21 protein-coding genes are annotated in these 25,593 nt (G+C 73.5%); 17 read left to right on the top strand and 4 right to left on the bottom strand.

Going from position 1 to position 25,593, the window contains the following annotated elements; translation table 11 throughout:
• Positions 1-17: 17 nt before the first annotated feature.
• From GBN72_RS02305 to GBN72_RS02260, 10 genes are all read left to right on the top strand, one after another.
• Positions 18-344, top strand: a complete 327-nt coding sequence (locus tag GBN72_RS02305; protein ID WP_151769929.1) for a hypothetical protein — start codon at positions 18-20, stop codon at positions 342-344.
• A 91-nt stretch (positions 345-435) separates the two neighbouring features.
• Positions 436-750, top strand: coding sequence for a pore-forming ESAT-6 family protein (locus tag GBN72_RS02300; protein ID WP_151769928.1), 315 nt, complete (start codon positions 436-438; stop codon positions 748-750).
• A gap of 120 nt (positions 751-870) precedes the next feature.
• Complete coding sequence (locus GBN72_RS02295; RefSeq protein WP_151769927.1) at positions 871-1,251, top strand: DUF6507 family protein; 381 nt, start codon at positions 871-873, stop codon at positions 1,249-1,251.
• Entirely contained in the window at positions 1,248-4,313 is a 3,066-nt protein-coding gene (locus GBN72_RS34975; protein ID WP_369695869.1) for a hypothetical protein, read from the top strand. Before GBN72_RS02295 ends, GBN72_RS34975 begins: the two co-directional genes overlap by 4 nt.
• Positions 4,314-4,326: 13 nt before the next feature.
• Positions 4,327-5,187 (top strand): immunity 49 family protein, encoded by an 861-nt coding sequence (locus GBN72_RS02285; RefSeq protein ID WP_164540321.1) that lies wholly within the window; start codon positions 4,327-4,329, stop codon positions 5,185-5,187.
• Between the two features lie 281 nt (positions 5,188-5,468).
• The gene (locus tag GBN72_RS02280) at positions 5,469-5,768 is read left to right on the top strand and encodes a hypothetical protein (RefSeq protein ID WP_151769926.1); all 300 of its coding nucleotides are present in this window, start codon (positions 5,469-5,471) and stop codon (positions 5,766-5,768) included.
• Between the two features lie 91 nt (positions 5,769-5,859).
• Positions 5,860-7,212, top strand: a complete 1,353-nt coding sequence (gene eccD / locus GBN72_RS02275; RefSeq protein ID WP_151769925.1) for a type VII secretion integral membrane protein EccD — start codon at positions 5,860-5,862, stop codon at positions 7,210-7,212.
• 467 nt (positions 7,213-7,679) lie between these two features.
• Positions 7,680-8,579 carry a MinD/ParA family ATP-binding protein gene (locus GBN72_RS02270; protein ID WP_439959737.1) on the top strand — a complete coding sequence of 300 codons (900 nt, stop codon included), beginning with the start codon at positions 7,680-7,682 and terminating at the stop codon, positions 8,577-8,579.
• A 133-nt stretch (positions 8,580-8,712) separates the two neighbouring features.
• Positions 8,713-12,687 carry a type VII secretion protein EccCa gene (gene eccCa / locus GBN72_RS02265; RefSeq protein ID WP_151769923.1) on the top strand — a complete coding sequence of 1,325 codons (3,975 nt, stop codon included), beginning with the start codon at positions 8,713-8,715 and terminating at the stop codon, positions 12,685-12,687.
• Between the two features lie 7 nt (positions 12,688-12,694).
• A complete protein-coding gene (locus GBN72_RS02260) occupies positions 12,695-14,131 on the top strand; it encodes a DUF6177 family protein (RefSeq protein ID WP_151769922.1) in 1,437 nt (478 codons plus the stop codon).
• Between the two features lie 59 nt (positions 14,132-14,190).
• Here GBN72_RS02260 and GBN72_RS02255 read toward each other — a convergent pair whose 3' ends face one another.
• Both GBN72_RS02255 and tuf read right to left on the bottom strand, forming a co-directional pair.
• Complete coding sequence (locus GBN72_RS02255) at positions 14,191-14,742, bottom strand: putative immunity protein (protein WP_151769921.1); 552 nt, start codon at positions 14,740-14,742, stop codon at positions 14,191-14,193.
• Between the two features lie 283 nt (positions 14,743-15,025).
• Complete coding sequence (tuf, locus tag GBN72_RS02250; protein WP_151769920.1) at positions 15,026-16,195, bottom strand: elongation factor Tu; 1,170 nt, start codon at positions 16,193-16,195, stop codon at positions 15,026-15,028.
• A gap of 444 nt (positions 16,196-16,639) precedes the next feature.
• On the opposite strand from tuf, the gene GBN72_RS02245 reads away from it, so the two are divergent.
• The 4 genes from GBN72_RS02245 to GBN72_RS02230 all read left to right on the top strand — a co-directional run bounded on the left by GBN72_RS02245 (position 16,640) and on the right by GBN72_RS02230 (position 18,937).
• Positions 16,640-17,257 (top strand): TOPRIM nucleotidyl transferase/hydrolase domain-containing protein, encoded by a 618-nt coding sequence (locus tag GBN72_RS02245; RefSeq protein ID WP_151769919.1) that lies wholly within the window; start codon positions 16,640-16,642, stop codon positions 17,255-17,257.
• A gap of 100 nt (positions 17,258-17,357) precedes the next feature.
• The gene (locus tag GBN72_RS02240; RefSeq protein WP_151769918.1) at positions 17,358-18,083 is read left to right on the top strand and encodes a VOC family protein; all 726 of its coding nucleotides are present in this window, start codon (positions 17,358-17,360) and stop codon (positions 18,081-18,083) included.
• 37 nt (positions 18,084-18,120) lie between these two features.
• The gene (locus GBN72_RS02235; RefSeq protein ID WP_151769917.1) at positions 18,121-18,339 is read left to right on the top strand and encodes an EF-hand domain-containing protein; all 219 of its coding nucleotides are present in this window, start codon (positions 18,121-18,123) and stop codon (positions 18,337-18,339) included.
• A 100-nt stretch (positions 18,340-18,439) separates the two neighbouring features.
• A complete protein-coding gene (locus tag GBN72_RS02230) occupies positions 18,440-18,937 on the top strand; it encodes a hypothetical protein (RefSeq protein ID WP_151769916.1) in 498 nt (165 codons plus the stop codon).
• 44 nt (positions 18,938-18,981) lie between these two features.
• On the opposite strand, the gene GBN72_RS02225 is transcribed toward GBN72_RS02230, so the two are convergent.
• Together GBN72_RS02225 and GBN72_RS02220 are read right to left on the bottom strand one after the other, a co-directional pair.
• The gene (locus GBN72_RS02225) at positions 18,982-19,683 is read right to left on the bottom strand and encodes a 2OG-Fe(II) oxygenase (protein ID WP_151769915.1); all 702 of its coding nucleotides are present in this window, start codon (positions 19,681-19,683) and stop codon (positions 18,982-18,984) included.
• 328 nt (positions 19,684-20,011) lie between these two features.
• Positions 20,012-20,773: a thioesterase II family protein gene (locus GBN72_RS02220; protein WP_151769914.1), complete on the bottom strand. Its 762-nt coding sequence runs from the start codon at positions 20,771-20,773 to the stop codon at positions 20,012-20,014.
• A 223-nt stretch (positions 20,774-20,996) separates the two neighbouring features.
• On the opposite strand from GBN72_RS02220, the gene pflB reads away from it, so the two are divergent.
• The 3 genes from pflB to GBN72_RS02205 all read left to right on the top strand — a co-directional run bounded on the left by pflB (position 20,997) and on the right by GBN72_RS02205 (position 25,567).
• Positions 20,997-23,315, top strand: coding sequence for a formate C-acetyltransferase (pflB, locus tag GBN72_RS02215; protein WP_151769913.1), 2,319 nt, complete (start codon positions 20,997-20,999; stop codon positions 23,313-23,315).
• 1 nt (position 23,316) lies between these two features.
• The gene (pflA, locus tag GBN72_RS02210; protein WP_151769912.1) at positions 23,317-24,090 is read left to right on the top strand and encodes a pyruvate formate-lyase-activating protein; all 774 of its coding nucleotides are present in this window, start codon (positions 23,317-23,319) and stop codon (positions 24,088-24,090) included.
• A 253-nt stretch (positions 24,091-24,343) separates the two neighbouring features.
• Entirely contained in the window at positions 24,344-25,567 is a 1,224-nt protein-coding gene (locus GBN72_RS02205; protein WP_151769911.1) for a cysteine desulfurase-like protein, read from the top strand.
• The last annotated feature ends 26 nt before the right edge of the window (positions 25,568-25,593 follow it).

The following is a 25,593-nucleotide window of genomic DNA, read 5'->3' as shown; positions in this document are numbered from 1 at the left end:
CGACCGGGGGAGGCTTCATGAAGTTCGACATGGGTGCGCAGACGCTGTCGACGCTGCAGCGTGATTCGCGTGGTTCGAGTGATGATCTCGGTGCGTTGGTGCGTCAGTTGGTGGTGGCGGTGCAGCCGTTGGAGGGGAAGTTCAACGGTTCGGGCCGGGTGATGTTCGACCAGTTCAAGGCGCAGGCGGATCAGATCGCGGCGGATCTGAACGGTTCGCTGGGCGCGATTCTGGGTGGTCAGGCGGGGATGGATTCGGCGTTCGCGTCGGGTGACCAGGAGCAGGGTGACAACGCGCGGCAGCAGATGTCGGCCGCGAACTTCGACGCGGCGCGCTTTCGTTGATGTGCTGGCCAGGGTGGCGGGGGCCGGTGCTGCGGCTTCCTGGTGCGGCGGGTTCTTTCTGTCGGGTTCGTCTTTCGGGGAGTGATGTGTGATGGCGGGTGCGGGCGCTGATCGCCGGTCCTACGATTCGGGCGCGTCGTCGGACGCGCAGGCCAACATCCAGGCGGTGGTGGGCCGGCTGGAAGGTCTGCTCACGCAGCGTGAGCAGCAGGTGAAGGCGGCGATGGCGGACTTCGTCGCCGACGGTGTGGCCGACGAATACCACGGCAAGGAGCAGCGGTGGATCAACGCCTCGCAGGAGGTGCGGAACATCATCGCGCTGCTCAAGTCGACGCTGGAGCAGAACGACGGCACGGCGCAGTCGACGATCCAGCGCGCCAAGGCCGCGGTCGACAACATCGGGTGACCGGCGCGCACCTGGGCCGCCACCGGACGCATGCACGTCGTGGCGGGGCGGTCCAGGGCGGAGCACGCCGGCGGGTATGAACGGCCTTCTGTTCGTTTCCAGGCAGTACGGGGGTTTTCGGTGCCGAACTGGGATCTGACGCCACAGGGGATCTCGCACGTTCTGAAGACGACGGGTGAGACGGCGTCGTCGATGGAGGGGTACGCGAAGTCGTTCGGTGAGCATCTGCAGTCGGCGGCGACCAGTGCCGGGACGATTTCCGCGGAGGGTGGTGGCGGGGGTGAGCAGGCGGGTGGTCTGGTCGCGTTGGCCTTGTCGCAGTACGCGGAGAAGGCTGCCAAGGAGTTGCAGTTCGTCGCGGCGCGGGCGGGGAAGTCGCTGACGGGTGCGGTGGAGGCGACGACGGCCTATCTGAACGGTGATCTGGAGATGGCGGCGGAGGCGCAGCGTAAGGCGTTGCTGGCGCCGAAGCTGGATATGCCGGGGGTGGGGAAGGCGTGATTCAGCCGGGGCAGATACCTCAGTTCACCGGGAATCTGGCGCAGTTGGAGACGGATTACGGTGCGTTGAGGACCGACGCGGGGAATGTGCGGTCGGTGGGGGCGAAGGTCCACAGTCAGTTCCAGGGTTTGGCGGCGTATTACAAGGCGCCGGAGGCGGAGAAGCTGTTCGCCACGACGCAGGTGGCGAAGGACCGGGCGGATACGTTCGCCGATGGTCTGGAGACGGTTTCGTCGGCGTTGTCGTCGTATGCGACCGAGGTTCGTCCGTTGGTGGACCGGCTGAGGCAGTTGAAGGCCGAGGCGACCACGTTCGTGGCGTCGGTTGAGGACGACGACGAGTGGGAGTACGACGGGGACAAGGTCGAGGAGCACAACCGGATCCGGGATGACATCACCGCGACGGTGGCGGCGTTCTGGGCGGCGGAGCGGGCCTGTCACAACAAGATCACCGCCTTGTGGGGCGGGACGCAGATGGTGGCGGGTGACGGGTCGGATCGTAAGGACCAGTACGGGTTCGACGCCGGTGACATGAAGAACGCGAAGCTTCCCTGGGGTGACCCGGTGGAGGAGAAGCATCACTGGTACGAGGTCGGCCACTGGGTGAAGTCGTTCGTGTGGGACGGGCTGATCGTCGACGGTGTGTGGGGCACCATCAAGGGTTTGGGCACGCTGGTCGGCTTCGGTGGCTGGGAGGCGATGAAGCAGGCGTGGAAGGGTCTCGCGCAGCTGGCCACGGGGCTGCTGATCTCGGCGGTGCCGATCGCCGGGACCTTGTTCTGGACGTTGCCGGACGACAAGCTGCCGTCGTGGATCCGTGATTCGCGTACGGCGATGAAGGAGACCGGCAAGGCGCTGGTGGCGTGGGACGAGTGGGGCAAGAACCCTGCCCGTGCGGCGGGCGCGGTGACCTTCAACGTGCTGACGACCGTGTTCACCGGTGGCGCGGGTGGTGCGGTCTCGGGTGCGGGCAAGGCGGGTGCGGTCGCGAAGGTGCTGGGTGCGGCGGGCAGGGCGATCGATCCGATGACCTACATCGCCAAGGGTGCGGGTGCGGGGCTGTCGAAGATCGGTGACATCGCGACCGCGTTGAAGGGTGTCGGCAACATCGAGATCCCGCCGCTGCCGGCGAACGCGTTCGAGCTGCCGCCCGGTTCGGTGAAGCTGCCCGACGGGACGTTCGACTTCCCGGAGGGTGCGACGCTGCCGGACGGGGCGACGCGGCTGCCCGACGGCAACGTCAAACTGCCGGAGCAGACCGTGCCGCTGCCGCAGGGCACGACGAAACTGCCGACGGAGCCGGGTGCCCCGGCGCAGTACCTGGATCCCGAGGGCAACATCCTCGACGACGCCGGCAACGTCGTGCAGCGGGCCGACGACGCCCCGCGCGAGCCGGGCGGCACCGACCTCGACCCGCCCGCCGGCGCGGACAACCCCCACACACCCACACCGGTGCGGGAACCCGCCCTGGTCGGCGCGGGCGCCCACACCGCCGACAACGCCGCCCACGCCGCGGACAACGCCGGAGGCCAAACCGTCCGCCTCGGCAGCAACGCGGACGACGGCCTCGGCGACCTCGGCCGCACCGGCGACGACACCGGGGTGGAGACCGGCGCCAACATCCCCGCACAGGCCGGCGCCAACATCCCCGTCCAGGCGGGCGCGCACGTGCCCGCACAGGCCGGCGCCAACATCCCCGTCCAGGCGGGCGCGAACATCCCCGCACAGGCCGGCGCCAACATCCCCGTCCAGGCGGGCGCGCACGTGCCCGTCCAGGCGGGCGCGCACGTGCCCGTGCAGGCCGGCGCCGACATCCCCGTGCGGACCGGTGGCGGCGGGCTCCCTGGCGGGAACGTCGGGGACAACCTGCCGGGCGGAAGCGCGGGCGACAACCTGCCGGGCGGAGGCGCGCGCGAACACGGCCCCGGTCCCTCGGCGAGCCACACCGCGACCGATGCCGGCCGCACGGACGTCGGCAACGACGGCCCCGGCAGCACCGGTCAGGGCGGGCCGGGCGGTCAGGGCGGCGGTGACGCCGACTTGCCTGGCAGCCGTGGCTCCGACGACGTGTCGACCGGCGGTGGGGGCGAGACACCGCCGCCCGCCGGGTCGCTGGACGACCTCGGCCGCACCGGTGACGACGCCGTCGGCGATGCCGGTGCCCAGGCCGACAACGCCGACGACGCGGCGGCCGCGGGCCGTGGTGACCAGGAACGACCGCTCACCGCGGCCGAGCGGCAGGAGATCAGCCGCCAGCAGGTGGAACGGGCCAACAACGACCCCGTCTGGCGCGACCGCTACTACGAGCCGGACGGCACCCGCAGGAGCGCCACCGCCAGGGACGAGAACGGCCACGAACTGACGCGGCTCCGGCAGAAGGAATCGGGCGAGTGGTACGACCCCACCACGAGTCCCTCAGCCGGCGCGGAGCAGTACAAGCCCATCAAGCCCGTCGAAGGCATCCGCGACACGGTCGACGACGCTCACCTGCCCAAGCTCGACGAGTCGGCCGTCCACCGCGAGGCCGCCCTCGAACTCAACCGGGCGGAGCGGGCGTTCAAGGCCGACCCGAGCGAGGCGAACGCGGCACGCGTCGAAGCCGCGCAGGAAGCGGCCGGCATGGAGAAGTACAACACCAAGCCGAGCGAGAAATACGGCGAGGACGTTGTGCGGTACCACGCCGTTCCGGACAATTTCCCGAACGCTCACGAGGTCACTCCCCCCGGCACGGGCAACCGGCGTTTCGACCACATCTACGAGAACGGCGACCGGCACCTCCTCGTCGAGGCCAAGGCCCCCGACGGCGTGCTGAAGGACCGGGACGGCGTGGGCCCCATCAATGGTGTGGGCGACGATTCGAGCGGTATGCGGGTCAAGCAGGGCACGCCGCAATACATCCTGGCGACCATCAGCGACATGATGAAGCGTCCGGGCGAAAAGGGACTGGCCCTCAAACTCCTCAGCCAATTGAAGAACGGTAAGCTGGACTACGTATTGGTCCAGGCCGCGGAGACCGCCGGTGAACACGTCGGTTACACGATGAAGCACTTCAAGATTGACTAGAGGGAGTAACGCGGTGCCCGCAATCGTCACTCGTCACGACTACCCGACAGCGGGTGCCGAAGAGGAGAACGAAACGCTCCGTCAGGCCGCTGCCGAAGCGATCGACGGACTGGAGGAAGACCCGCGGAACCTCGAGTTCGCGTTCATGATCACGCTCACCGAGGCGGAAGCGCGGTGCGCGACCGACCCGTCGGCGCAGTACGCGCCGACCTGGCGGGCCTGGGTGGCGGCGATGCAGGTCGGTTCCGCGCTGTTCGCCGCCGCCGACGCGTCCGAGGGGCACGTCGAGACACGGATCGCCGGCAAGGTGCGCTCCCTTCCGGCCACCGGCCCGCACCGGGCCGCGCACGCGGGCAACTGGATCAAGGCGTTCTGGCTGGCCGTCGTCTGCCGTGAGCAGGACCGCATGACCCAACTGTGCCAGGTACCGGTCTCCCTGCTCCGGGCCTCCGGCGCCGAGTTCGACGAGTACGTCTACGCCTGGATCGACACCCTGCAGAGCTACTGGCTGCGCCGTGGCGGCGTGGGCGAGAAGCTCGTGGCCGCCTCGGCCGGCGCGGTGCCCCGGAACGCGGAGATCGCCGGCCCCGACCTGCTGGTCATGGTCCTCGCCCAGCCGATCGAGCTGTTCCACCGCTATCTGCGCCAGGACCCGGTGGAATTCAACAGGGCCTTGGAGGAGAGTCTGCGGCTGCACAAGGAGTACTGGACCGCCGAGGAGGACCGCGCCCTCAGCAGCGAAGGCCTCGTGGCGCTCGGCCCGCTGGCGATGGCGTGCCTGGCGTACGACGCGGAGATGCCGCTCGAGGTCACGTCGGACTACCTGCCCGAGGTCCTGGTGAAGGCCAAGTGGGTCGGTGAGTTCGACACCTGACAGGTGCGCGCACGAGGCCCGGGGCCTCCGGACACCGACTGCGACGAGGGCGGCGCCCGTCAGGTGGTGCCCGCTGCGTCCGGGCGGGCACCCAAGTGCGCGTGTTGAGCGCGGTGTTACTGGAACCCGACTGTACGTGTGGCGCGTCCATGTCCTATGTTGCGATGGCCGGGCCGCAAGCCCGGCTCTCGCTCCAGGTCAGGCCCGGGCGGCCGACGTCCGCCGGTGATCCGGCCGACCACGACCGGCCCGAACCCCATCCTCGATCCAGGACGAACCGAATGGCACGGGACTACGACAGCCAGCTGCTGGAGTCGGTGGCGGTGCGCCGGCGGCGGATGCGGGACGCGCTGCTGTTCGGTGCGCAGCGGGCACGGCGGACGGCGGACGAGCGGTTCGGGAAGGTGTTCGCGGGGATCGCGATCGCCGCCGTGCTGTGCGCCGGGTGCGTCGGCTGGTCGTTCCTCCAGGCCACGATGGCGAAGCAGAAGGCCGAGCAGGAGAAACAGCGGCAGCAGCAGGAGCAGTTGTACAACCCGTCCCCCGCCGCTTCGCCCGGCGGGAACGGCGACAAGCAGTGAACGTGGGGCGGGCGGACGGGAGTTCGCGTGATCATGTCCCTGCAGGGGCCCTCCAGGCCCGTCACGACGCGACGATAGGTTCCGGTGAGCGGTGAGCGCAGCAACGACGTTCCGGACCCAGCTCAGCAGGGTCACTCTGATAGGTGAGCGGCGGCGCGCCGACCTGGTCCTTCCGTCGGACACCCCGATCGGTCAGCTTCTGCCGGACATCCTGCGGTTGCTGGACGACCGGGTGGCGACCCGGCCCACGACGCGGCAGTTGCTGACGGCGGACGGTGCCGCGCTGCCGCACGACGCCACGCTCGCCTCGGCCGAAGTGCCCGACGGCGCGGTGCTGCGCCTGGTGCGGGCCCATGCCGCGCCGCCGGCACCGGTGGTGCACGACGTCACCGACCAGGTGGCGGACGACCTGGACCTGCGGGCCTGGCGCTGGCGGCCCGCCGCGCGCCGGATCTCCGCCGGTGTGGCGGCCGTGGTGTTCGCGCTGGTCGCGGCGCTGCTGGCCCGGCGGGAGTTCGCGCTGGAGGCGGTGGCCGTCGGGCTGGCGGTCGTGACGGCGGTGTGTCTGATCACCGGGGCGGCGGTCGCGAAGATCGGCAAGGGCAACGTGGGTCTGGCCACGGCGCTGCTGCTGGCGTCGGGCGGGCTGGGGCTGATGGCGGCGTGGACCGCCGCCGACGCCTACGCCTGGTCCCCCACCGCCCGGCTGGCGGGCGTCGCGGTCGCGGTGGCGCTGACGCTGGTGCTGCTCGCCCACTGTTCGCCGCTCGGCCGCGGCGGGCTGATCGGGGCCGGCGCGGTCGTCCTCGCGACCGTCGTGTGGGAGGCCGTCGCTCTGCTCCAGGACCGGGGCGACCGGGTCGGGGCGGTGATGGCCGTGGTCTCCGTGGTCCTGCTGGGACTGCTGCCACGGTTCGCGCTGATGGCCTCGGGGCTGACCGCGCTGGACGACAAGCGGTCCTCGGGCACCTCGGTCAGCCGTCACGAGGTGGCCAACGCCCTCGCCGCCACCCACCGGGGACTGGCGCTCGCCACCGTCGTCACCGCCGTGTCGGCGGCGGCGGGCGGCTGGCTGCTGACCTCCTCGGCGGGGTGGAACGTCTGGACGGTCTGCCTGGCGTCGCTGACCGCCGTGGTGCTGCTCTCCCGGGCCCGGGCGTTTCCACTGGTCGCCGAGGTGGTGGCGCTGTTCGGGGCGGCGGGGCTGATCGTCGTGCGCCTCGCCGTGCTGTGGCTCGGCCACTCGGGAGGCGCCGGCGCGCTGGCCCTCCTCGGGGCGGCGGCGCTGCTGCCGCTGCTGGTGCTGGCGGTGGAGCCGCCCGAGCATGTCCGGGTGCGGCTGCGGAGGTTCGCCGACCTGATCGAGTCCATCGGGGTGATCGGCCTGTTCCCGCTCGCGCTCGGGGCGTTCGGGATCTACGGGCAGCTGCTCGACAAGTTCTGACATGGCACGTCCGGTACGTCGGAGACCGGACGCCGGCCGGTCGCCGTTCCTGGCGGGACGGGACCGGACGGCGGCGCGGGAGGGGAGAAGGCGAGATGCCGAGCGGGGACAACTGGCAGAGCGACGTGCTGCGCGACCTGAGGGGCGGCGGTGCGTCCCAGCAGGCTGCCCCGCCCTCGGGCGGGTGGCCCCAGCAAATACCGCAGCGGACACCGCAGCAGACACCGCAACCTGCGCCACAGCCGGCACCGCAGGAGCCACCCCAGCAGGCCTCCCGTCAGGCACCGCGGCAGACGCCCCAGCAGACACCGCGGCAGGCGGGGACGCCCGCGCCGGCGGGGCCCCCGCGGGGGGAGCCCCAGGGGCCGCCGCAGGCCCAGGCAGCCCCCGCCCCCGCCCCCGGCCGGCCGCGTACCCCCGCCCCGCGGGCCCGCGCCCCCCGCTCCGCCCCGGACTCGCGCCCGGTGGTGGACGGCAAGCTCGCCGTGGCCGGCCGCGCGCCGCGCCGGGGGGAGCCGTTCGCGGCGCGTGCCCTGCGGGCGGTGCGGCGGACCGTCTCCTCGTCGGCCGCCCGTGAGGTCGCCGAGACCACCGCGACCGCCGAGGTGCTGCAGCAGCCGGTCACCACCGGCCGTCAGATCGCGGTGACGTCCATCCGCGGCGGGTCGGGCAAGACGACGGTGGCCGCGCTGCTGGGCACGACGTTCGCGCACTACCGGCAGGACCCGGTGCTGGTGGTGGAGGCCGACCCGGCGCTCGGTTCGCTGCCGCTGCGGCTCGGCGCGGAGAGCCTGCGCTGGACCACCGGCGACCTCGCCGACCTGGTCGAGCCGCAGATGACGCTGCTCGACGTCACCGGCTATCTGGTCAAACTGCCGGGCAACGCCTGGCTGTTGCCCGCCAGCCAGGGCCAGGTCGGCACCATGCTCAGCACCAAGGCATACGAACGGGTCATGGTGTCGACCCGCCGCTACTTCGGGGTGACCGTGGTGGACTGCGAGACCATGCCGGCCGAGGTCGCCCGTACCGCGCTGTCCGCCGCGCAGGCCCGGGTGCTCACGGTGCCGGCCACGCTGGAGGGCGTGGCCAGCACGCTCGCGGTGCTGGAGTGGATGCGGGGGCTGCCGCGGGACATCACCACCTCGACCGTGGTGGTGATCTGCGAGACCGTGCCGCACTCCGGCGTCGACCTGGCGAAGGCCACCGAGCGGCTGGAGGCCACGGGGGCGCGCGTGCGGGTCCTGCCCTACGACCGCCACCTGGCGGCGGGCGGGACGATCCGCACCGGGCTGCTGGCCCACGACACCCGGGAGGCCGCCACCCGGCTGGCGGCGGAGGTCTTCCGGCTCTCCCAGCAGAGGCGCTGACCGCCCGCCCCGTCCGGCGGCGCACCCACCGGCCCGCGCACCGACAGGCCCGCGCAGCCACGGGCCCGCGAACCCACCGGTCCGCGGCGCCGCAGGCCGCGACACCGAGGACGCCGAGGAGAAGGCAAGGACGATGAGCACGCGACTGATCCACCGGCCGGCCCGCACCACCCGGCCCCCGGCCTCCCCCGAGCCGCGCACCATCGAGGCGCCTCCCAACCTGCCCGAGGGCAGGGCGGGTTCGGTCGCCACCTCGCTGCTGCCGGTCGCCGGTGTGATGTCGTCCGTCGTGATGATGACGGTCATCCGCAGCAGCCAGTTCGCGGCGCTGGGCGCGATCATCCTCGTCGTCACCGTGGTCGGCGCGATGGTCCTGCTCTTCTCCCAGCGCGGCAAGGCGCAGCGCACCCGCCGCACCCAGCGCGAGGCCTACCTGTCCTACCTGGAGGACCTGCGGGAGGAGCTGTTCCAGGAGGAGACACGGCGCCGGGAGCGCGCCCAGGTGCTCAATCCGCCCCCGGACGCGCTCCACGACATCGTGCGCGACCCCGCCCGGCTGTGGGAGCGGCGCCGGACGGACGCCGACTTCCTGCGCGTGCGGGTGGGCACCGGTGAGATGCCCGTCCGCGATCTGAAGGTGGGCCAGCCGAACTCCACCGTGCTGACCCCGCCCGACGAGTTCATGCTCAACGAGGCCTCCGCGCTGGTGTCGCGCTTCGGCATCGGCACCGCGCTCCCCCTCACCGTGCCGCTGGACCGGGTCGGCGACGTCAGTGTCGTCGGCAGCCGCGAGGACACCCTGCGCGTGGCGCGGGCGCTGATGGCACAGGCCGCGGCCACCCACGCGCCGGACGACGTGGCGATGGCGCTGGCGGTGCCCGGTGACCGGGCGGCCGACTGGGAGTGGGCCAAGTGGCTGCCGCATCTGCTGGACGGCGAGCAGTTCGACGGGCCGGTCGCCGCCCGCCGCATCGAGCCCTCGCTGCTCCAGCTGGCCCGCCGTCTGGGGCCCGAGCTGCGCCGCCGCGCCTCCTACGCGGCCGAGGTCCGCCGGGGGCTGTCCGACCGTGCGGCCCTGTCGATGGCCTCCCGGCTGCTGGTGGTGGTCGACGGGCACGGTGACGACGCGGTGGACCTGCCGCGGCCCGACGACGCGGTGGGGCTGCGCGACATGGGGGTCACCGTGCTGCACCTGCTGGACCGGCGGGTGCAGGAGCCGGGCAGCGTGAGCCTGCGGATCACCGTCGAGGGTGACCGGGTCGAGGTCGAGGACCTGCGCATGCCGGAGCCGATCGCCGCCGGCGGCACCGTCGACGACATCGGCGTCCCCTTCGCCGAGGGCCTCGCCCGGATGCTGGCCCCGCTGCGGCTGTCCGCCGAGTCGATGGCCGACGCGCCGCTCGCCGGGCCGGTCGGCTTCGCCGAGCTGCTCGGCATCGACGACGTCGCCGACCTCGACCTGGACCGGCTGTGGTCGCCGCGCGGCGAGCGCGCCTTCCTGCGGGTGCCGATCGGCGTGGGCGACTCGCACGAGCCGGTGCTGCTCGACCTGAAGGAGTCCTCCGAACTCGGCATGGGGCCGCACGGCCTGTGCGTCGGCGCGACCGGTTCCGGCAAGTCGGAGCTGCTGCGCACCCTGGTGCTCGCCCTGGTCGCCACCCACCCGCCGGACGACCTCGCCCTCGTCCTCGTCGACTACAAGGGCGGCGCGACCTTCGCCCCGTTCGCGGACCTCCCGCACGTCGCCGGCGTGATCACCAACCTGGAGAACCAGGCCGGCCTCGTCGAACGCGTCCACGCCTCGCTCGCCGGAGAGGTCAAGCGCCGTCAGCAGGTACTCAAGAACGCGGGCAACGTCGCCGACATCGGCCACTACGCCGCGCTGCGCGCCGAGAAGCGGCCCGACCTCGATCCGCTGCCGCACCTGTTCGTGGTGATCGACGAGTTCGGCGAACTCCTCACGGCGAAGCCGGACTTCATCGACCTGTTCCTGTCGATCGGCCGGATCGGCCGCTCCATCGGCGTCCACCTGCTGCTGTCCAGCCAGCGCATCGAGGGCGGAAAGCTCAAGGGGCTGGACACCTACCTGTCCTACCGGCTCGGTCTGCGCACCTTCTCGGCCGACGAGTCCCGCACCGTCCTGGACACCACGGACGCCTTCCACCTGCCCCCGCTGCCCGGCTTCGGCTATCTGAAGGTCGACACCAGCCACTACGAGCGGTTCAAGGCCGGCTACGTCTCGGGCGCCTACAACGGCCCGGTGCGGCGCGAGAGCGAGGACAGCGGTCCGCTGGCCCTGGAGTACGCGGCGTACAACACCCTCGGCGAGGACGGCGAGGGCACGGCCGAGGAGCCGAAGGCGCGCCGCCGGGAGACCGGGCCCACCCAGATGGGCATGATGATCGACCAGCTGGAGCGGGCGGGCGCCCGCCCGGTGCGCCAGATCTGGCTGCCCCCGCTGCCCTCCGCGGTCGCCCTGGACAAGGTGGCGGGCCCGGTGGCGGTGGGGGCGCGGGGCATGCAGCTGGCCAGGCGGCGCGGCCCGCTCCAGGTGCCGCTCGGCGTCCTGGACGACCCGACCAGGCAGTGGCAGGGCCAGTGGTACCTGGACCTCACCCTGGCGGGCGGCCACGCGGCGGTGATCGGCGGGCCGCAGTCCGGCAAGACCACCCTGCTGCGCACGCTGGCCCTGTCGCTGGCCCTCACCCACACCCCGCAGGAGGTCGGCGTCTACGGGCTCGACCTGGTCGGCGGCGGCCTCCAGGTGCTGTCCGGGCTGCCGCACGTCGGCGGGGTCGCCGGCCGCGCCGACCGCGAGCGGGCCGCCCGCACCGTCGAGTCGGTGCGCGCCATGCTGGACCAGCGCGAGGAGCTGTTCCGGATCCACGGCATCGACTCGCTGGAGCAGCTGCGCACCCGGCGCGCCGCGGGGCAGGTGCCGGAGCTGGCGTCCACCGAGATCGTGCTGCTGATCGACGGGTTCGGCGCCCTGCGTGACGACTTCGAGGAGCTGGACGACGCGGTCACCGACATCCTCAAGCGCGGCGGCGGCTACGGCGTCCACGTCGTCGCCGGCATGCTCCGCTGGAACGACGTGCGCATCGCCACCCAGTCGCAGTTCGGCACCCGGGTCGAGCTGCGGCTGAACGATCCCGGCGAGTCCAGCGTCGAGCGCAAGCTGGCCCAGACGCTCTCCCCGGAGGAGAAGGGCCGGGTCCTCACCGACGGCAAGCTGTTCGCCCAGGTGGCCCTGCCCCGCACCGACGGTCTCGCCGACGCCGACGACCTGGGGGCGGTGCTGGAGCGCACCGCCCGTCAGGTCCGTGCCACCTGGACCGGCGAGGTCGCCCAGCCGGTGCGGGTGCTGCCCCACGTGCTGGAGCCCGACGTGCTGCCGACCGCGGTGGTGGAGCCGCGGCGCGTGCCGGTCGGCCTCGACCAGTCCCAGCTCGAGCCGGTGCTGCTCGACCTGTTCCGGCACGACCAGCACCTGGTCGTCATGGGGGACAGCGAGTGCGGCAAGACCAACCTGCTCAAGGTGGTCGCCCAGGGGCTGATCGAGCGCCACGGGGAGGACGAGCTGGTCTTCGGCGTCTTCGACCCGCGACGCGGCCTGCGGGGCGCCATCCCGGAGGAGTACCGGGGCGGTTACGCCTACAACTCCAAGCTGGCCGCGGGTCTCGCCGCGGGCATCGCCTCGGAGCTGGAGAAGCGGCTGCCCGACGAGGGCACGGACGGCGAGGACCTGGAGCCGGGCAGCTTCTCCGGGCCGCGGATCGTGATCCTGGTCGACGACTACGACGTGCTCACCACCGCGGGGCAGCAGCCCCTCGCCCCGTTCGTGCCGTACATCCCGTCCGCGGTCGACATCGGCCTGCACTTCGTCGTCACCCGGCGGGTCGCGGGCGCCGCGCGCGGCCTGTACGAGCCGCTGCTGCTGGGGCTGCGCGAGTCCGGCGCCTCGGCCCTGGTGATGGCCGGCGACCGCGGCGAGGGCCAGCTCTTCCCCGGTGTGTACGCCGGTGCGCAGCCGCCGGGGCGCGGCGTGCTGGTGCAGCGGGGGCGGCCCAGCCGGCTGATCCAGACCGTCTACGCGGGGAACAGGTGAAACACGCATGACGAAGGACGTCATCACCCTGACGAAGAACATGCCCGACCCCCTGAGCGTGCTCGCGGGACTCCTGGCCGGCGGCCCCGACCAGCTGGCCGGGGTCGAGGGCGAGGGAGCGGTGGTGCGGCTGTGCGACGCGCAGGGCCGCCCACTGGTCTCCGTCGAGGCGCCCCTGCTGGTGCAGGTCAGGGGTGAGGCGGAGCGGCTGCTGGGCGCGAGCGCGCCGGAGGTGCCGTACTGGTGGACCGAGGCCCGCGCCACGACCGGTGTGAAGGAGGCCGAGCGGCTCGCCGGCGCCTTCGCCGCCCGGCTGGCCACGCTGGTCGGCGGGACCGCCTGGCCGCCCGGGGCCGCCTGGTCGCTGGCGGTGGTCGACACGGACGGGATGAGCGCGGCGCCGGTGCCGGCGGCCGCCCAGCCCGCGGTGGACGTCCTCACCGACAAGGTCGCGGTCGTCATTCAGGACCGCCCGGTGATCGCCATGACGGCGTGGCTGGCGGACGCCTTCCGCGCGGCCGCCGAGTCCGAGCTCGGTCTCCAGATCGTCACCCCGGCCGGCACCCGCCTGTCCCCCGCGGTCCGCGCCAACCTCCCGGGCTGGCCGTCCCGTTGGGTGGTGCAGGACGAGCGGGACGGCTACTACGACGGTCTCTCCGGAGCCGTCCTCCAGTGGCGGGACGGCTTCTTCGCCACCGTGGTGCCCCCTGGCGCGACCGAGGAGGACCCGCGCACCCCGGTGGCGGCGAGCTTCCGGGAGGGCCCGTCCGCGAAGGGGGACGCCGGTGAGCGGCAGTTGGCGATCTCCTTCCGCACCGTCCACCCGGCCGACGACCGGCTGGTGCTCGGCGGCGCCCTGGAGGCCGTGTGGCGGGAGGTCACCGGTGGACCGCCGGCCGGCTGGGGCACCGAGGAGCCCGCCAACCTCCCGTGGTCGCTGCGGCAGCTCACCGAGGTGGCGCACGAGCGGGCACCCGCGCCGACCTGGCTGGTGGTCGTCGGTACCCCCGAGCGCCCGGGTCTGGCGACGGTCCGCGTCACCCGCACCGAGGCGGGTGTGGAGGAGGACGTGACGCTGGCCTTCGGCTACGGCCCGGGCGAGCCGCTGCCGACGGAGGCCGTGGAGGCCGCCGCGGACGCGCTCGCCACCCGGCACCAGCTGCAGTCCATGCTGGTGCAGCTCCGTCGGGCGCGCCGGGACCTGTCCGTCCCGCCGTACTTCGAGGGGCCCGGCGTGCCGCTCGCGTTCGTCCTGGGGGCCGAGGAGGTCCGCGCGATGCCCGGCGACCGGGCCCGCCGGACCCCGCTCGCCGAGCCGCCGCGGGAACTCGGCCCCACAACCCGTCCCGCGCTGTACTACCCGCTGCCGGGCGATCCGTCGGACCTGTCGGGCTGGCAGGAGTTCGAGCGGCTGATGCGGCATCTGAAGGGCGAGGGGGCGTGACGGTGAGCGGCGGGCGGGCGTGACGGGCGTGACGCGGCCGCCGGTTCGTGCCCGCCGGTTCAGCCGTGTGCGGGGCGTTCGTGCCGCAGAGCGGTGTCGAGGAGGCGGAGGAGTTCTCCGGTGCGGCCGCCACCGGCCGGTGCCGGCGGGTAACGGAGGAGCACGTCGGCCACGGCCGGTGGCGCGCGGCGCGCTGCCCGCCGCACGTGTTCCTCGCCGACCGCCGGATCGCCGTCGTCCGTGCCGAGTTCGGCCGCCCGGGCCGCGTGGGCTGCCGAGCCGAGGATGTGCTTGACCTGGGTGGCCTTGGCCAGCGGGTGCAGATAGGCGGCGCCCGCCGCGGCCATCGCCGCGCGGGCCGCCTCGCGTGCGGCGCCGTCCGCCTCCTGGCCCGCCTTGAGCGCCGCCCACGCCGCGTCGCGCAGCGCCTTGCCCCGCTCGCCGCCCCGGGCGAACTCCCGGGCGGTCTCCACCGCGCGGCGGGGACGCGGGTCGTCCGGCCGGTCGGCCTCGAAGACGCCGAGCACCTCCTCCGCGCAGCCCGCCGCGAACGCGGTCACCTCACGGAGGTCCTGACGGCTCAGCTCGATCTGCGGCGCGTGCTCGGTCATGGCACCATCCTCGGGCATCCGGCGGCTTCCTCACGCGGCCCCGTCCGGCCCGGTCGCCGCACCGGGTCCGCCCCCGTCCGGGAGCGGACCCGTGTCGAACGGAGCCGCGGACCCGGGCAGCCTCACGGGCGCGGACAGCCTCACGGGCGCGAGCAGCCCCACGGACCCGAGCAGCCCCACGGACCCGGACAGCCCCACGGACCCGAGCAGCCCCGCGGACCCGGGCGGAGCCGGCGTGGCGACCGGGGCCGGCCTGCGGGCGCGGGCCGGCCCGGGGGTCCCGTCAGCCGACCTCGGTCACCGTCCCCGCGGCCACCGTCCGGCCGCCCTCACGGACGGCGAAGCCGAGCCCCGGCTCCAGCGGGACGGCGGTGCCCAGCTCGACCGTCATGTCCACGGTCTCGCCCGGCCGCGCCGTGCCCGCCTCGCCCAGGTCGACGTCGCCCACCACGTCGGCCGTCCGGATGTAGAACTGCGGGCGGTAGCCCGTGGACACCGGCGTGCGGCGTCCGCCCTCGCGCGCCGACAGGATGCGGGCCCGCGCGGTGAAGCGCCTGCCGGGCGTGACGCTGCCGGGCGCGGCGACGACGTGACCGCGGCGCACCGCGTCCCGCGCCACGCCCCGCAGCAGCAGCGCCACGTTGTCCCCGGCCTGCGCCGACTCCATGGGCCGGCCGAAGGTCTCCAGCCCGGTGACCACCGACTCCAGCCCCGCGCCGAGCACCTCGACCCGGTCGCCCGTGCGGACCGTGCCCCGCTCCACCGCCCCGGTGACGACCGTGCCGCGCCCGGTGATGGTCAGCACGTTCTCCACCGGCAGCAGGAAGGGCGCCCCCAGGTGCCGTTCGGGCATCGGCACGCAGGTGTCGACGGCGTCCAGCAGCGCCTCGACGGCCGCCACCCAACGCGGCTCGCCCTCCAGGGCCTTGAGCCCGGAGACCCGGACGACGGGCACCGCTTCGCCGGGGTAGCCGTGGGCGCTGAGCAGTTCGCGGACCTCCAGCTCCACCAGGTCGGTGAGCTCCGGGTCACCCGCGTCGGCCTTGTTGAGCGCGACGACGATGTGCTCGACGCCCACCTGCCGGGCGAGCAGGACGTGTTCGGCGGTCTGCGGCATCACCCCGTCGAGCGCGGAGACCACCAGCATCGCGCCGTCGAGCTGGGCGGCGCCGGTGACCATGTTCTTGACGTAGTCGGCGTGCCCGGGCATGTCGACGTGCGCGTAGTGCCGGGTGTCGGTCTCGTACTCGACGTGCGCGATGTTGATGGTGATGCCCCGCGCGGCCTCCTCCGGGGCGCGGTCGATGCGCTCGAAGGGGACGTAGCGGGAGGCGCCGCGGTCGGCGAGCACCTTGGTGATGGCGGCGGTCAGGGTGGTCTTGCCGTGGTCGACGTGCCCCATGGTGCCGATGTTGAGATGCGGCTTGGTGCGCACGAATGCCGTCTTGGGCATGGCTGTTCCTCGCGAGGTGGCGTGCGGGCTCCGGCCCGCTCACGGAAGGGAGCGGGCCGGGCGGCGACCCCGGGGGCGGTTCTCCGACCCTCCCCCTACGGGGTCCGCCGGAGGTTCTGTCCGGGGAGGGTCACCTTCGGGCGCCGTCGGCGGCCGCGCCGACTGCGGCGCCCGCTGCGAGGAACACGGCGGCAGCCTTCGCGGCATCCGCGACCGCGGATGCCGCAACAAGGGTGAAGGCGTGCCGGAACATGACGCAGAGGATGTCCGAGCGGCGCGGTGCGCGTCGAACGGTTTTCCGTGGCGCCGGCCGCGGAGCGTCCGCGGCGCCGTCCGCCGCCCAAGGGCCCGCCGGGGTACGCGGGTCGGCGGGCCGGGCCTCGCCGCGGCGCCGCGGCGAATAACCACGTGCCGGGGCCCGGCCGGTGGGGCAGACTCGCGCGCATGGCGGAGATGGCGACGTTCCGGGACGCGGTCGGGAGCTGGGCGGCCGGCGGCTGTGCCGGTCCCGCCGGTGAGCTGGCCACGCGGCTCGGGCTGCGCACCGCGGTGCTGCTGGAGGGGCCGAGCGATCTCGCGGCCGTCGACGCGCTGGCCGCCCTGCGCGGCCGGGACCTCGCGGCGGAGGGCGTGTGCGTGCTGTCGATGAACGGCGCCATGAACGCCGCCCGCTTCGCCCGGGTCCTCGGCCCTCCGGGGCTCGGCCTGCGCCTGACGGGCCTGTGCGACGAGCGTGAACGGCCGTACTACGACCGGGGACTGGAGCGGGCGGGCGCGCCGCTCGGCGGCGTCTTCGTGTGCGTCGCGGACCTCGAGGAGGAGCTGATCCGCGCGCTCGGCGCGGAGCGGGTCGAGGAGACGGTCCGGGCCGAGGGCGACCTGCGCGCCTGGCAGACCTTCCGGAGCCAGCCCGCGCAGCAGGGCAGGTCCCGCGAGCGGCAGTTGCGGCGGTTCCTCGGCACCAAGAAGGGCCGCAAGATCCACTACGGCCGCGTCCTGGTCGAGGCCCTCGGGCCCGACGAGACCCCCGCCCCGCTCCACGGCCTCTTCTCCGGCCTGTGACGTCCACCGCCGCCGGTCCCTTCCGGCCCCACGACCTTCCGGCCTGTCTTCCCCGGCCCACCCCGCACCTTCCGCCCCGCGAGACCGAGAGCGACGACACATGACCTCCCACCTGCACGCGCTCACCTTCGACGCGCTCGATCCGGCCGCCCTCGCCCGCTTCTGGGCGGGCCTCCTGGGCCGGAAGACCGACGACGACACCGCCGACGGGGTCACCGTCCTGCCGGGCGACGGGACCGGCCTCCCGCTCCGGTTCGTCCGGACCCCGGAGCCCAAGTCGGGCCAGAACCGGCTGCACTTCGACCTGACGAGCGTCTCCCCGGACGACCAGCGGGAGACCGTGGCGCGGGCGCTCGCGCTCGGTGGCCGTCACACCGACGTCGGCCAGCTCCCGGAGGAGTCCCACGTGGTGCTCGCCGACCCGGACGGCAACGAGTTCTGCGTCATCGAGCCGGGCAACGGCTTCCTGGCGGGCTGCGGGCTCGTCGGGGCGCTCGCCTGCGACGGTTCGCAGGCGGTCGGGTACTTCTGGAGCCGGGCGCTGGACTGGCCGCTGGTCTGGGACGAGAACGAGGAGACGGCGATCCGGTCGCCCGCCGGCGGGACGAAGATCACCTGGGGTGGTCCTCCGATGATGCCGCGCCTCGGCAGGGACCGGATCCGTTTCGACCTCGCGGTCCGGGCCGGTGACGACCTCGAGGCGGAGGTCGGGCGCCTGCTCTCCCTCGGCGCCGCCCGGCCCGGCGGCGACCGGCGCGAGGACGGCGGACGCGTGGTCCTGACCGATCCCGACGGCAACGAGTTCACCGTGCGGACGGCCCGATAGCCTTGCCCCAGGTCAAGATCGCAGAGGGGCGGAGACGATGACGGACATCGTGAAGGCGGCGGCGCGCAAGGTCTTCGAGCGTTACGACGTCGACGGGGACGGCCAGGTGACGGCCGAGGAGTACCGGCAGGTCGTGTCGGAGCTGGAGGGCGCCGAGATCACCGAGGAGCAGGCACGGGAGCTGATCGACTCGCTCGACACCGACGGCGACCGGCAGATGTCCTTCGAGGAGTTCTGGGCCGCCATGAACGGCTGAGAGGCGTCGGCGAAACACCCGGGCCCGGTGCGCGAGACGCACCGGGCCCGGACGGTCTTCCCCTGTGTACCCCCGGCCGGGATGGCGCTACGGTCTGCGCATGGCCGGATCCCCGTACCGCTACAGCTTCTCCTTCATCGACCGCTGGGAGAAGCGGCTCACCCGCATGATCCTGATCGGCTTCGGCGTGGGCGCCCTGCTGGTCCTGATCGCCCTGGGCGTGGGCGCGTCGCTGGACGGGCGGGTACCGGACGACGATCCGCTCTGGATGTGGGCGTGGGGCCTGATGATCGCCGGCGCGGTGATCGCCGGGGGCCTCGGCATCCTGGTGCCGCTGCTCCTCGGCTGCGTGATGGGCGGGCTCTCGCTGCACCCGAAGGGCTGGGCCCCCGGGCTGGTGCTCTACCTGGGCGTCCTGGCGTTCGCCGTCGGCGCCGCGCTCGACGACGCGTACCTGGGCGACCTGCTGGACGCCTGGCTCGCACCGGCCGGGCTGGTCGCGCTGGTGGTGGGGACGGTCTGGTTCCGCGTGCTGGGCCGGCGCCGCGGTGTTCCGCTGTCCGGCGGCCGGGCCCACGGGACGGACGACCCCGCGTAGGCGCGGCCCGGGAGGGCCGTGACGTTCCACGGCCCCGCCGCCCCTCACCCCGCGGCGGAGGCCTGGTCGGGGCGGCGGCACAGCCAGCCGTTGACCGCGAAACGGCTGTCCTCCGGCCGCCCGCTCGGGCAGCTCACCTTGCGCACCTCGTGCCAGTGGGTGGGCCGGAAGAAGACGATGCTGTCGTGCAGGGGCTCCCAGTCCCGCCACGTGCGGTCCTCCCACCGTCTCGTCCTCCTCCTGTCGAGCGGCTCCGCGCCGTCGAACACGCGCAGTTCGCCGCCCTGGAAGGGCCGGGGCGTGCCGTGGAGGTAGTAGACGAACGTCAGCAGGCGGTCGGCGCACTCGACGCCGTCGGTGTCCTGGTGCGCCCGGTAGAAGTCACCGTCGTTGTGCACGTTCAGGGCGTACGAGGGCACGGTGTCGCGGCAGGGGACGCCGAGCGTCTGCTCCACCGCCGGCAGCACGTCGCCGATGGCGTCGAGGAGTTCGGGGGCGGCGAACCAGCCGGACCGGGAGCGTCGTACGTGGGGAACGACCTGGCGGCCGTCGACCGTGGACGGTTCCAGGGCGCCGGCCGCGGCGACGGCTCTTCGCAGCAGAGCGGCCGATGCCTGCTCCCCCAGGAAGCCGGTGAGCCGGCAGACCACGGGGGCGAGCCGCCAGACCGCGTCCATGGACACCGTGGTCCGTCGCCGGGCCGGCCGCGACGTCGCCGTCGCCGCCGCCGGGTCCTGCACCGTCATCGTTTCCCGCCTTCCTGATCAGGTCCGGCCACCGGCCGTCCGCGGGACGGCCCACCCGGGGAGTGCCGAAGCCGCCGCGGTCGGGCCCGCCGCCCGCAGGACCGGCGTCCGGGTGAGCCGTGCGCTGCGGTCGGATCGCGCTCTCCTCACGGGTCGGCACCGGACGGAAAAGCTGATCGACTGCTGAGAAGCTAGACGCCGCATCGGCCGGACGGTCAGGGCGACCCGCCGGGACACCCGCACGGCACGGCGCATTCCGCCGGACGGCCGCACGGCGGCCCGCGCCGCCTCGCGGGGCCGGACGGTTCCGCTCAGCCGGCGGTCCCGCTCAGCAGGCGGCGCGCCCCGCGGCCAGCGTGATCTCCTCACGGATCCGCTCGAGCCGGTCGTCCAGGTAGAAGTGGCCGCCGGGGAAGGTGAGCAGCCGGAAGGGGCCCGTGGTGTGGCCGGCCCACGCCTCCACCTCGGACACCGCCACCGCCGGGTCCTCCTCGCCCGCGAGGCCGGTCACCGGGCAGGTGAGGCGCAGGCCGGCGGGGGCACGGTAGTGGTTGCTGGCGTGGAAGTCGTTGCGGACGGCCGGCAGGACCAGCTCGAGGAAGGCGGGGTCGTCCGGGATCGGCGTGGCGGAGTCGCCGCCGAGCTGCTTCAGGATGCCGAGCAGTTCCGCGTCGGTGTCCAGCGACGGCGGGGCGCCCTCCAGGGCGAGGGACGGGGCGCGCCGGGCCGAGGCGAACAGGGCGCGCACGGTCGTCCCGCGCCGCTCCAGCCGCACGGCGGTCTCGAAGGCGACGGCCGAGCCGAGGCTGTGGCCGAACAGCACCAGGGGGAGGCCGGACCAGGGTTCCAGCTCCTCGGCGACGCGGTCGGCCAGCTCCCCGACGTCCGCGACGCAGGGCTCGGCGATCCGGTCCTGCCGCCCCGGGTACTGGACGACCAGCGCCTGGACCTGCGGCTTCAGCGCGCGGGACAGCGGGTGGAAGGAGGTGGCCCCCGCGCCTCCGTGCGGGAAGAGCACCACGTGCGGCGCGTCCTGCGCAGCGGTGTGGAACCGTCGTATCCAGGCCGTCCGCCTCGGGCGCTCGGTCACTGCCTGTACCTTCCGTTCGACCCGTCCGACTGCACTCCCCCGGCCCTGATCATCGCACCGCCTCCCCGGACTCCCGGGTACCGGCCCTCCCGTTCCGGCGGCGAGGCACCGGCTCCGGCCTGCGCGTTCGGGGAGCCTGCGGAACTCCTGCGGCTTCCGTCACACGAACGGGAATGTTCCGGTTCGCACCAAATGTTGTGATAGATGCGAAGGGAGACCACTGATGACCACGACCACGGCAGCGCCCTCGACCCCGACCACCACCGACGCCCGCACCGACGCACCCCCCGGCGGCGGGCGCACGAGCGGCGGTGACGCCTGGCGTGGCTTCGAGGGGACCCGGTGGCGGGACCGGGTGGACGTACGGGGCTTCATCCAGGCCAACTACACGCCCTACACGGGCGACGCCTCGTTCCTCGCCGGCCCCACCGGGCGGACCCGCGCCGTCATGGAGCGGCTGAACGGCCTGCTGGCCGAGGAGCGCCGCCGCGGGGTCCTCGACGTGGACGCCGCCACGCCCTCCACGATCACCTCGCACGCCCCCGGCTACCTCGACCGCGCCCGCGAACTCGTCGTGGGCCTGCAGACGGACGCGCCGCTGAAGCGGGCGATCATGCCGAACGGCGGCCTGCGGATGGTGGAGAACGGGCTGCGGGCGTACGGCTACGAGCCGGACGCGAAGGTCTCCGAGATCTTCGGCACGTACCGCAAGACCCACAACGACGGCGTCTTCGACGCGTACACCCCGGACATGCGGGCGGCCCGGCGCGCCCACGTCATCACCGGCCTGCCGGACGCCTACGGCCGGGGCCGGATCATCGGCGACTACCGCCGCGTCGCGCTCTACGGCACGGACCTCCTGATCGAGCGGAAGAAGGCCGAGCGGGCCCTGCTGGACGCGCGGCCCTCCACCGAGCACGTGATCCGCGACCGCGAGGAGCTGGCCGAGCAGACCCGGGCGCTGGCCGAGCTGACCGCGATGGCCGCCACCTACGGCGTCGACGTCTCCCGCCCCGCCGCCACCGCGCACGAGGCCGTGCAGTGGCTGTACATGGGCTATCTGGCGGCCGTGAAGGAGCAGAACGGCGCGGCCATGTCGCTGGGCCGCACCTCGACCTTCCTCGACGTGTACCTGGAGCGCGACCTCGCCGAGGGGACCCTCGACGAGTCCCGGGCCCAGGAGCTGATCGACGACTTCGTGATCAAGCTCCGGATGGTCCGTTTTCTGCGCACGCCCGAGTACGACGCCCTGTTCTCCGGCGACCCGACCTGGGTGACCGAGTCGATCGGCGGCATCGGCGAGGACGGCCGGCCGCTGGTCACCCGCACCTCGTTCCGCTTCCTGCAGACGCTGTACAACCTGGGCCCGGCGCCCGAGCCCAACATGACCGTGCTGTGGTCGGCGGCGCTGCCCGCCGGTTTCAAGGACTTCTGCGCCCGGGTGTCCATCGACACCAGCGCGGTCCAGTACGAGTCCGACGAGCTCCTGCGCGCCCACACCGGCGACGACACGGCCATCGCCTGCTGCGTGTCGGCCATGCGGGTCGGCGAGCAGATGCAGTTCTTCGGCGCCCGGGTCAACCTCGCCAAGGCCCTGCTGTACGCCATCAACGGCGGCCGGGACGAGATGACCGGCGAGCAGGTGGCCCCCGCGGCCGAACCGCTGACCGGCGAGTACCTGGACCACGCCGAACTCTCCGCGGCCTACGACCGGATGCTGGACTGGCTGGCCGGGACGTACGTCGACGCGCTGAACGTCATCCACTACATGCACGACAAGTACGCCTACGAGCGCCTGGAGATGGCCCTGCACGACCACCCGGTGCACCGGTTCATGGCCTGCGGCATCGCCGGCCTGTCGGTCGCCGCCGACAGCCTCTCCGCCGTGAAGCACGGCCGGGTGCGGGTGGTGCGCGACGAGACCGGGCTGGCCGTCGACTACGTGCTGGAGGGCGACGGCGAGTACCCGGCGTACGGCAACAACGACGACCGTGCCGACGCCATCGCCGGGGAACTGGTCGAGTCGTTCATGGCCAAGGTGCGCACCCACCCGGCGTACCGGGACGCCGAGCACACCCAGTCGGTGCTGACGATCACCTCGAACGTGGTCTACGGCAAGCACACCGGCAACACCCCCGACGGCCGCCGCGCCGGCGAGCCGTTCGCCCCCGGCGCCAACCCGATGAACGGGCGGGACCGGCACGGGGTGGTCGCCTCCGCGCTCTCGGTGGCCAAGCTGCCCTACGAGCAGGCACGCGACGGCGTCTCGCTGACCACCACCGTGACCCCGGAGGGGCTCGGTCACTGGCCCGAGGAGCGCCCCGGGAACCTGGTGGGCATCCTGGACGGCTACACCGGCGGCGGCGGGTTCCACATGAACGTCAACGTACTGGACAAGGCCACGCTGGAGGACGCGATGGAGCACCCGGAGCGTCATCCGGAACTGACCGTCCGGGTCTCCGGCTACGCCGTCAACTTCGTGCGGCTCACCCGCGAGCAGCAGCTCGACGTGATCGGCCGCACCTTCCACGGAAGCGTGTGAGATGACGACCGCCACCGCCCCGCGTGAGGCCCCCGCCACGGGGGCCGCCACCACCGGCCGGATCCACTCGTGGGACCTGTCCACCGGTGTGGACGGTCCCGGGACCCGCTTCGTGCTGTTCCTCAGCGGCTGCCCGCTGCGCTGCCTGTACTGCGCCAACCCGGACACCTGGCGGATGCGGGACGGGCAGGAGCGGACCGTCGGCGAGGTGATGGCGGAGATCGACCGCTACCGCGGCTTCATCGCCGCCTCCGGCGGCGGGGTCACCGTCAGCGGCGGCGAGGCGCTGCTCCAGCCGGCCTTCACCGGCGAGCTCCTGCGCCGCTGCAAGGAGGCGGGCCTGCACACGGCGCTGGACACCTCGGGTTTCCTGGGCGCGCGGGCGGGCGACGAACTGCTCGCGGACACCGATCTGGTGCTGCTGGACATCAAGTCCTTCGACGCCACCCGCTACCGCGAGCTGACCGGCCGTTCCCTCACGCCGACGCTGGAGTTCGCCCGGCGGCTGGACCGGCTGGGCGTGCGGACCCGGATCCGGTACGTGCTGGTGCCGGGGTGGACGGACGACGCCGGGGCGATCGACGGCCTCGCCCGCTTCCTCGCCCCACTGGGCTGCGTGGAACAGGTGGATGTGCTGCCGTTCCACAAACTGGGCGCCGCCAAGTACGAGGCGATGGGTTTGCCGTTCCCGCTGAAGGACACCCCGTCGCCGGACGCTCGACTGGTGGAGCGGGTCCGCGGGCAGTTCCGGTCGCAAGGGCTGCGCGCCCACTGAGCCGGCGGGCCCGGCGACAGGGGCGGCCGGGCCCCGCTACAGGGGCCGTCGGTCCCGGCGACGGGGCAGGCGGCACCACAACGACCACCGGAGGGTCACCGGCCTCCGACCTTCCGGCCGAGGGTCCGGGCGCGAGGCGGCTTTGGGGAGCCGCGGACCGCCCGGACCACTCATCACCCCGCCCTTCCCCGATGCCTCCACGGGCTGCGATCATGGCCTGACCTTGCCTTTCGTCCCGCCCAGGAGGTTCTGCGTGACTTCGCACGCCGCCCCTTTCGACGTCGCCGCCGTGCGCGCCCACTTCCCGGCTCTGCTCACCTCCGGCTGGGCCCGCTTCGACGCGCCCGGCGGGACGCAGACCCCCGCGCCGGTGGTGGCCGCGATGGCCGAGGCCCTCACCCGCCCGCTGGCCAACCGCGGCCGGGTCACCGAGGGGCAGCGCAACGCCGACGACATCGTGGCCGGGGCGCGCCGCGCCATGGGCGACTTCCTCAACACCCCCGCCTCGACGGTGGTGTTCGGCCGCAGCGCCACCCAGCTGGTCTACGACCTCGCGCGCACCCTCGCCAAGGGCTGGGGGCCCGGGGACGAGGTCGTCGTGACGCGGCTGGACCACGACTCCAACATCCGCCCCTGGGTACAGGCCGCCGAGGCCGCGGGCGCCGGCGTGCGGTGGGCCGACTTCGACCCGGCCACCGGTGAGCTGCGGCCCGAGCACATCGAGGCGGTGCTGTCCCCCCGTACCCGCCTGGTCGCGGTCACCGCCGCATCGAACCTCAACGGGGCCCGCCCCGACGTGCCGGCCATCGCCGCGCTGGCGCACGCGGCCGGAGCGCTGCTGCACGTTGACGCCGTGCACTACGCGGCGCACGTCGCCGTCGACCTGCCGGCGCTCGGCGCGGACACCCTGGTCTGCTCCCCGTACAAGTTCCTCGGCCCGCACCTCGGGGTGCTGACCGGACGGGCCGAGCTGCTGGAGTCGCTGCACCCCGACAAGCTCCTCCCGTCGAGCGACGCCGTCCCCGAGCGCTTCGAACTGGGCACGCTGCCTTACGAGTTGCTGGCGGCGACGCGGGCCGCCGTGGACTTCCTCGCCGATCTGGCCCCGGCGGGTGCCGGTCCGGGCCGCCGGGAGCGGCTGGTGGCCTCCTTCGCCGCGGCGGAGGAGCACGAGGACCGCCTCCGCGAGCGGATCGAGGAAGGGCTGGCGAAGCTGCCGGGCGTCACCCTCCACTCCCGTGCCGGGCTGCGCACCTCCACCCTGCTGTTCACGGCCGGCCCGGTTCCCGCGGCGGAGGTCTCGCTGCGGCTGGCGGAACACCGCGTGGACGCCCCGGCGAGTTCCTTCTACGCCCTGGAGGCGTCCCGTCACCTGGGCCTGGGCGACGAGGGCGGGGTGCGGGTGGGTCTGGCCCCGTACAACGACGACGAGGACGTCGACCGTCTGCTGGCGGCGCTCGGGCAGATCCTGCGCTGAGTCCGCCTCCTGCCCCTCCTGCGCCT

Source organism: Streptomyces abyssomicinicus, from assembly GCF_008974245.1.
Taxonomy (GTDB): Bacteria; Actinomycetota; Actinomycetes; order Streptomycetales; family Streptomycetaceae; genus Streptomyces; species Streptomyces abyssomicinicus.
The sequence above is the reverse complement of the archived record's forward strand: the minus strand, read 5'-3'. Positions and strand labels throughout refer to the sequence as shown.

Coding starts and splice junctions, on each gene's coding strand:
- GBN72_RS02230 (WP_151769916.1), top strand. CDS start 18,440: ATGGCCGGATCCCCGTACCGCTACAGCTTCTCCTTCATCGACCGCTGG.
- pflA (WP_151769912.1), top strand. CDS start 23,317: ATGACGACCGCCACCGCCCCGCGTGAGGCCCCCGCCACGGGGGCCGCC.
- GBN72_RS02260 (WP_151769922.1), top strand. CDS start 12,695: ATGACGAAGGACGTCATCACCCTGACGAAGAACATGCCCGACCCCCTG.
- GBN72_RS02240 (WP_151769918.1), top strand. CDS start 17,358: ATGACCTCCCACCTGCACGCGCTCACCTTCGACGCGCTCGATCCGGCC.
- GBN72_RS02255 (WP_151769921.1), bottom strand. CDS start 14,742: ATGACCGAGCACGCGCCGCAGATCGAGCTGAGCCGTCAGGACCTCCGT.
- eccCa (WP_151769923.1), top strand. CDS start 8,713: ATGAGCACGCGACTGATCCACCGGCCGGCCCGCACCACCCGGCCCCCG.
- GBN72_RS02245 (WP_151769919.1), top strand. CDS start 16,640: ATGGCGGAGATGGCGACGTTCCGGGACGCGGTCGGGAGCTGGGCGGCC.
- GBN72_RS02300 (WP_151769928.1), top strand. CDS start 436: ATGGCGGGTGCGGGCGCTGATCGCCGGTCCTACGATTCGGGCGCGTCG.
- GBN72_RS02305 (WP_151769929.1), top strand. CDS start 18: ATGAAGTTCGACATGGGTGCGCAGACGCTGTCGACGCTGCAGCGTGAT.
- GBN72_RS02235 (WP_151769917.1), top strand. CDS start 18,121: ATGACGGACATCGTGAAGGCGGCGGCGCGCAAGGTCTTCGAGCGTTAC.
- GBN72_RS02280 (WP_151769926.1), top strand. CDS start 5,469: ATGGCACGGGACTACGACAGCCAGCTGCTGGAGTCGGTGGCGGTGCGC.
- pflB (WP_151769913.1), top strand. CDS start 20,997: ATGACCACGACCACGGCAGCGCCCTCGACCCCGACCACCACCGACGCC.
- tuf (WP_151769920.1), bottom strand. CDS start 16,195: ATGCCCAAGACGGCATTCGTGCGCACCAAGCCGCATCTCAACATCGGC.
- GBN72_RS02225 (WP_151769915.1), bottom strand. CDS start 19,683: ATGACGGTGCAGGACCCGGCGGCGGCGACGGCGACGTCGCGGCCGGCC.